Raw genomic sequence first — 5759 nt, forward strand, 5'->3', positions numbered from 1 at the left:
GTCTTGCGTTTCCGACTCTATCAGACTCTTTCGTGTCCGATTCCCGGTCGAAGCGGGATTGCTTTCGGGGAATTCGCTTTCGCGCTTTCCCTTTCGGCGTGTTCACTACTTTAGCCGATTCCCCCGGTGACTCATAATCGAGTCAATGGCCCGGATTTCAGCATGCCAAAATCCGCACCCTCTGGGGTGAGTCGTAGGTAGTGGTTGGCCGCTTCGAGTGGCCCGGCATCAGGTCCGATGGACCAAACCGTTGGCTGTACCCGTGTCAAGCGGCTCGGACTACATTAGGTGCCCCGCATGGGCGAGTCAAGTTGACCTGCGGCGTGGTGCGTGCGCCCGGTACGGGCTCACCGTGCGGTCACCCTCCACCCAGAAGCGCCACGGATGGACGGCTCCGTCCCCGCCCACTCCGGTGCGGGGGCCGTTGCGTACCTGGTCGCGGGGTGGCGGGGTGCCGTACAGGACGGAGAGGGCCGCGCCCGGGTGGGCGATGGCATCGGTGCCGTTGAGCGCGCGGTCGATGTCGAGAGCCGTCGCGAGCCGGGCCGGTCCTTTGGCCAGTTCTCGGTCATTGCGGGCCGAGATTCGACGTTTACGGGTGAGGTCGGCGCCCGTAAGGATGTCGCCGGCCCTGAGCAGTACACCGCTCGCCATGCCCTCCGGGCCGCACACCAGGTTGAGGCAGTGCCACATGCCGTAGGTGAAGTAGACGTACGCGTGGCCGGGCGGCCCGTACATCACGCTGTTGCGCGAGGTCCGGCCGCGGAAGGCGTGCGAGCCGGGGTCGATCTCCCCCGCGTACGCCTCCACCTCGGTGAGGCGCAGCTCGATGGGGCCGTCAGGCGTGCTGCGGACCAGCGTCCGGCCCAGTAGATCCGGTGCCACGTCCAGCACGGGGCGGTCGAAGAAATCCCGCGTCAGCGGCGTACGGTCCTGGTCCTCGATCATGAAGTCCGAGGCTACCGGGAACCGACTGCGTTCATCACGCGTATGTAGGGGTCAGGACCTAGGAGGAGAAGACATGGGCTTCAAGCGGCTGCTCGCGAGCATGGGTGCCGGCGGTGCCTCGGTGGAGACGGAGCTGACCGAGCTCAACGTCGTACCGGGTGGGGTCGTCCAGGGCGAGGTGCGGGTCCTGGGCGGATCGGTGGACCAGCAGATCGAGGGGCTCTCCGTCGGGCTGCAGGCCCGGGTCGAGGTCGAGGGCCAGGAGCAGGAGACCAAGCAGGACATCGAGTTCACCAGGCTTCGGCTCGGCGGCGCGTTCGAGGTGCGGGCGGGTGCGGTGCACGTCGTGCCGTTCGGGCTCGAAATCCCCTGGGAGACGCCGATCACCATGTTCGCGGGACAGCACCTGCACGGGATGAACATCGGGGTGACCACGGAGCTGGAGATCGCACGGGCGCTGGACTCCGGGGACCTGGACCCCGTCAACGTGCACCCGCTGCCGGCGCAGCAGGCGATCCTGGACGCCTTCGGGCAGCTGGGCTTCGGCTTCCGCAGCGCCGACATGGAGCGTGGTCACATTCGCGGTACGCGGCAGCGGCTGCCCTTCTACCAGGAGATCGAGTTCTTCCCGCCGTCGCAGTACCGGGGGCTGAACCAGGTCGAGCTGACGTTCGTCGCGGACGACCGCGAGATGGACGTCGTACTGGAGATGGACAAGAAGCCGGGTCTCTTCAGTGAGGGCAGCGATTCGTACCGCGCGTTCAAGGTGGGTCTCAACGACTTCCAGGGGACCGACTGGGCGGCATACCTGAACCAGTGGCTCGCCCAGGTCGGCGGTCAGCGCAACTGGCTGTAGACACCCTCCAGGTCGTGTCGTCAAACTGCGGGCGACGCCGGTAGTTTGACGGCACGGCCTAGGGTCGGTGGGAGATCTGCTGACACCAAAAACCGCCGACAGGAGAGGTGCTGACGTGACCGAGCCGAAGAGGGCACCGTTGCCGCACGACTTCCATCCCGAGGTCCCCTCGTTCACCGTGGTGAGCGAGGACCTCGCGCCGGGGGCCGTGCTTGCGGACGCACAGGTGCAGGCGGCGGGGAACACCTCGCCGCAGCTGCGGTGGGAGGGGTTCCCCGCGGGGACGAAGAGTTTCGCGGTGACGTGCTTCGACCCGGACGCTCCCACCGGCAGCGGGTTCTGGCACTGGGTGCTCTTCGACATCCCGGCGTCGGTCACGGAGCTGCCGGCGGGTGCGGGCGGCGGGAGGTTCGAGGGGCTGCCCCCGGGCGCCGTGCACGTGCGCAACGACTACGGGTCGAAGGACTTCGGCGGCGCCGCGCCGCCGCCCGGCGAGAACCACCGGTACGTGTTCACCGTGTACGCGGTGGACAGCGAGAAGCTCGGGCCGGACAGCGATGTGTCGCCCGCGGTGGTCGGTTTCAATCTGCGGTTCCACACGCTGGGCCGTGCCCAGCTGATCGGTCAGTACGCGGAGCCCGCCGAAAGCACGACAAGTCGATAGTTCCACCCTGTTTGCCCTGCCCTGGTCCTGGAGAGATCAGGGCAGGGCGTTTTTTATTGCGTTGTCCATCACGGCCTGCCCGGCCAAAGTTGATCCGGGCCTGCCAGGTGGCGGGCGGCACACGGGAGGTGGGCGGGATGCGGGACACGCTGGTGCTGAATGCGAGCTTCGAGCCGCTGTCGACGGTGACGCTGAATCGTGCGGTGGTGCTGATTCTGCAGGACAAGGCCGTCGTCGAGCAGTCGCATCCCGGCCTCCGCATGCGCGGTGCCGCCGTGGACATTCCGGTGCCCCGGGTGATCAGGCTCTGCCGGTACGTGCGGGTGCCGTTCCGAAGACAGGCACCGTGGTCCAGAAGGGGGGTGCTGATACGGGACCAGCACCGATGCGCGTACTGCGGGCGGCGGGCGAGCACCGTCGACCACGTGGTGCCGCGTGCCCAGGGGGGTCAGGACACCTGGCTCAACACGGTGGCCTCCTGCGCCGAGGACAACCACCGCAAGGCGGCCCGTACGCCGGAGCAGGCGGGGATGCCGCTGTTGCGGCAGCCGTTCGTACCGTCTCCGGCGGATGCGATGCTGCTGGCGCTGGGGGCCGGTGACCGGTCGGCGCTGCCGGATTGGCTGGACCGGTCCGCGGCGTAGCGGCCGTACGCCCGGTGCGGTAGCCGAGGCCCGTCTCCGTGCGGAGTCGGGCCTGCGGGTGTCAGCGGAGCAGCAGTTGGACGATGGCGACCGTGCCGACCGTGACGATGAGGGCGCGCAGAACGGCGGGGCTCAGCCGGCGGCCGACCTTGGCGCCGATCTGGCCGCCGAATGCGGAGCCGATCGCGATCAGCACGACGGCGGTCCAGTTGAAGTCCGCGACGAAGAGGAAGAAGAGCGCGGCGATGCTGTTGACGAGGGCGGCCAGGACGTTCTTCACGGCGTTGAGGCGCTGCATGGTGTCGTCGAGCAGCATGCCCATCAGGGAGAGGTAGATGATCCCCTGGGCGGCGGTGAAGTAGCCGCCGTAGACGCTGGCGAGCATCAGGCCGACGAAGAGCAGCGGGCCGCCGTCGGGGCGGGCCGGGACGCCGGTGTGTTCGCGTCGGCGCTGGACGGCTTTGCTGATGCGCGGTTGCAGGATGACCAGGACGAGGGCCAGCGCCACCAGGATCGGCACGATGGTTTCGAAGGCCGTGGAGGGCAGCGCCAGCAGCAGGGTGGCGCCGGTCAGTCCGCCGACGAGCGCGCCGACGGCGAGCTTGAGAACGCGCGGGCGCTGCCCTGCGAGCTCCTTGCGGTAGCCGATCGCGCCGCTGATGGAGCCGGGGATCAGGCCGAGTGCGTTGGAGACGGTGGCGGTGACCGGTGGCAGACCGGTGGCGAGCAGGACCGGGAAGGTGATCAGCGTTCCCGAGCCGACGATCGTGTTGATCGTGCCCGCGCTGATGCCCGCGGCGAAGACGGCGAGCATCTCCCACATGGTCATCCCGAACCCCCCGTGCCTGATCGGTGCTTGGTGCATTGATCATGCACGAGGGGGTGTGCGGGTCAGTCGATCGGGGGGTCCTCGCGACGTTCCTTGTTGCCGGTGTTGTTGCCGGTGTTGAAGCCGGGCATGCCGGTGCCGAGGTTTCCGAAGGCGCCGCTGAGGCCCTTGAGGGCGTCACCGATCTCGCTGGGCACGATCCAGAGCTTGTTGGCGTCGCCCTCGGCGATCTTCGGCAGCATCTGGAGGTACTGGTACGAGAGGAGCTTCTGGTCCGGGTCGCCGGCGTGGATGGACTCGAAGACCGTGCGGATCGCCTGGGCCTCGCCCTCCGCGCGCAGGGCTGCGGCCTTGGCCTCACCCTCGGCGCGCAGGATCGCGGACTGCTTCTCGCCCTCGGCGGTGAGGATCGCGGACTGGCGCGTTCCTTCGGCCTGGAGGATCGCGGCGCGCTTGTCGCGGTCGGCGCGCATCTGCTTCTCCATCGAGTCCTGGATGGAGGTGGGCGGCTCGATCGCCTTCAGCTCGACGCGGTTGACGCGGATGCCCCACTTGCCGGTGGCCTCGTCGAGGACTCCGCGCAGGGCGGCGTTGATCTCCTCGCGGGAGGTCAGGGTCCGCTCAAGGTCCATGCCGCCGATGATGTTGCGGAGCGTGGTGACGGTGAGCTGCTCGATGGCCTGGATGTAGCTGGCCACTTCGTACGTCGCGGCCCTGGCATCGGTCACCTGGTAGTAGATGACCGTGTCGATGTTGACGACCAGGTTGTCCTGGGTGATCACCGGCTGCGGCGGGAAGGGCACGACCTGTTCACGGAGGTCGATCCGGTTCCGGATCGAGTCGATGAACGGAACGACGATGTTCAGGCCTGCGTTGAGGGTGCGGGTGTACCGGCCGAAACGTTCCACGATGGCGGCACTGGCCTGTGGGATGACCTGGATCGTCTTGATCAGAGCGATGAAGACGAGCACCACCAGAATGATCAGGACGATGATGATCGGTTGCATCGTTTCCTCGTGCCCTTCGGTTGCCGACGGATCGCGATGATCGAGGTCGAGATCGAGATCGTATGAGGGGCCGTGCGTCAGGTCGGTTGTCCTGGCGGTCCGGTTCTCATGATGATCGACTTCGAGTCTGACAGAACGGGCTCTGCCGTGTGGGCTGTTCGGTCACATGACGACGGCCGTGGCCCCGTCGATCTCGACGACATCGACCTGTTGGCCCGGTTCGTAGCTCAGTTCCGCGTCGAGGGCGCGCGCCGACCAGATCTCCCCGGCCAGCTTGATCCGCCCGCCGTCGCCGGTGACCCGTTCCAGGACCACGGCCTGACGGCCTTTCAGTGCGTCGATGCCGGTGGCCAGGTAGGGCCGGTCCGAGCGATGCCGGTTGGCGATCGGCCGGACCACGGCGATCAACGCCACCGACACGAAGACGAAGACCAGGACCTGGGCCACGATTCCGCCGCCGAGCGCCGCGACCACCGCCGCGGCAACCGCCCCGACGGCGAACATGCCGAACTCGGGCATCGCGGTCAGGACGAGCGGGATGCCCAGCCCCACCGCGCCGATCAGCCACCACACCCATGCGTCGATGATGTCCACACGGCCATCGTATGGCCGCAGGCACCTCCGCCGACAGGGCGCAGGCGGGCCGGCACTTGCGTGCAGGGGTCGACAGGACCTAGGGCGTGTTTCGAAAGTCCCGCCTGCCCGGCGGTGTCTGGCACGCACGCTCGCCGCGTTGTCGGGGTGGGCCCCATACAAACAGGGTCGGGGCGGACCACCCACCATCGGTGGCCGGCCGCCGGCCCCCCACCCA

7 protein-coding genes are annotated in these 5759 nt (G+C 67.9%); 3 read left to right on the forward strand and 4 right to left on the reverse strand.

Annotated elements, in window-relative coordinates; translation table 11 throughout:
* Positions 1 to 306: 306 nt before the first annotated feature.
* The gene (locus AB0I52_RS32590; RefSeq protein WP_363078755.1) at positions 307 to 948 is read right to left on the reverse strand and encodes a DNA-3-methyladenine glycosylase; all 642 of its coding nucleotides are present in this window, start codon (positions 946 to 948) and stop codon (positions 307 to 309) included.
* Positions 949 to 1021: 73 nt separating this feature from the next.
* On the opposite strand from AB0I52_RS32590, the gene AB0I52_RS32595 reads away from it, so the two are divergent.
* From AB0I52_RS32595 to AB0I52_RS32605, 3 genes are all read left to right on the forward strand, one after another.
* On the forward strand, positions 1022 to 1804 hold the full coding sequence (locus AB0I52_RS32595; protein ID WP_363078757.1) for a sporulation protein: 783 nt from the start codon (positions 1022 to 1024) through the stop codon (positions 1802 to 1804).
* A gap of 115 nt (positions 1805 to 1919) precedes the next feature.
* Positions 1920 to 2468 carry a YbhB/YbcL family Raf kinase inhibitor-like protein gene (locus AB0I52_RS32600; RefSeq protein WP_363078759.1) on the forward strand — a complete coding sequence of 183 codons (549 nt, stop codon included), beginning with the start codon at positions 1920 to 1922 and terminating at the stop codon, positions 2466 to 2468.
* A gap of 137 nt (positions 2469 to 2605) precedes the next feature.
* On the forward strand, positions 2606 to 3112 hold the full coding sequence (locus AB0I52_RS32605) for an HNH endonuclease (protein WP_363078761.1): 507 nt from the start codon (positions 2606 to 2608) through the stop codon (positions 3110 to 3112).
* A 61-nt stretch (positions 3113 to 3173) separates the two neighbouring features.
* On the opposite strand, the gene AB0I52_RS32610 is transcribed toward AB0I52_RS32605, so the two are convergent.
* From AB0I52_RS32610 to AB0I52_RS32620, 3 genes are all read right to left on the reverse strand, one after another.
* Complete coding sequence (locus tag AB0I52_RS32610) at positions 3174 to 3941, reverse strand: sulfite exporter TauE/SafE family protein (protein WP_363078763.1); 768 nt, start codon at positions 3939 to 3941, stop codon at positions 3174 to 3176.
* 62 nt (positions 3942 to 4003) lie between these two features.
* The gene (locus tag AB0I52_RS32615; protein WP_363078765.1) at positions 4004 to 4948 is read right to left on the reverse strand and encodes an SPFH domain-containing protein; all 945 of its coding nucleotides are present in this window, start codon (positions 4946 to 4948) and stop codon (positions 4004 to 4006) included.
* Positions 4949 to 5110: 162 nt separating this feature from the next.
* Positions 5111 to 5542, reverse strand: a complete 432-nt coding sequence (locus tag AB0I52_RS32620; RefSeq protein WP_363078767.1) for an NfeD family protein — start codon at positions 5540 to 5542, stop codon at positions 5111 to 5113.
* Between the last annotated feature and the right edge of the window lie 217 nt (positions 5543 to 5759).

It is taken from the genome of Streptomyces sp. NPDC050423 (genome assembly GCF_040655445.1).
Taxonomy (GTDB): Bacteria; Actinomycetota; Actinomycetes; order Streptomycetales; family Streptomycetaceae; genus Streptomyces.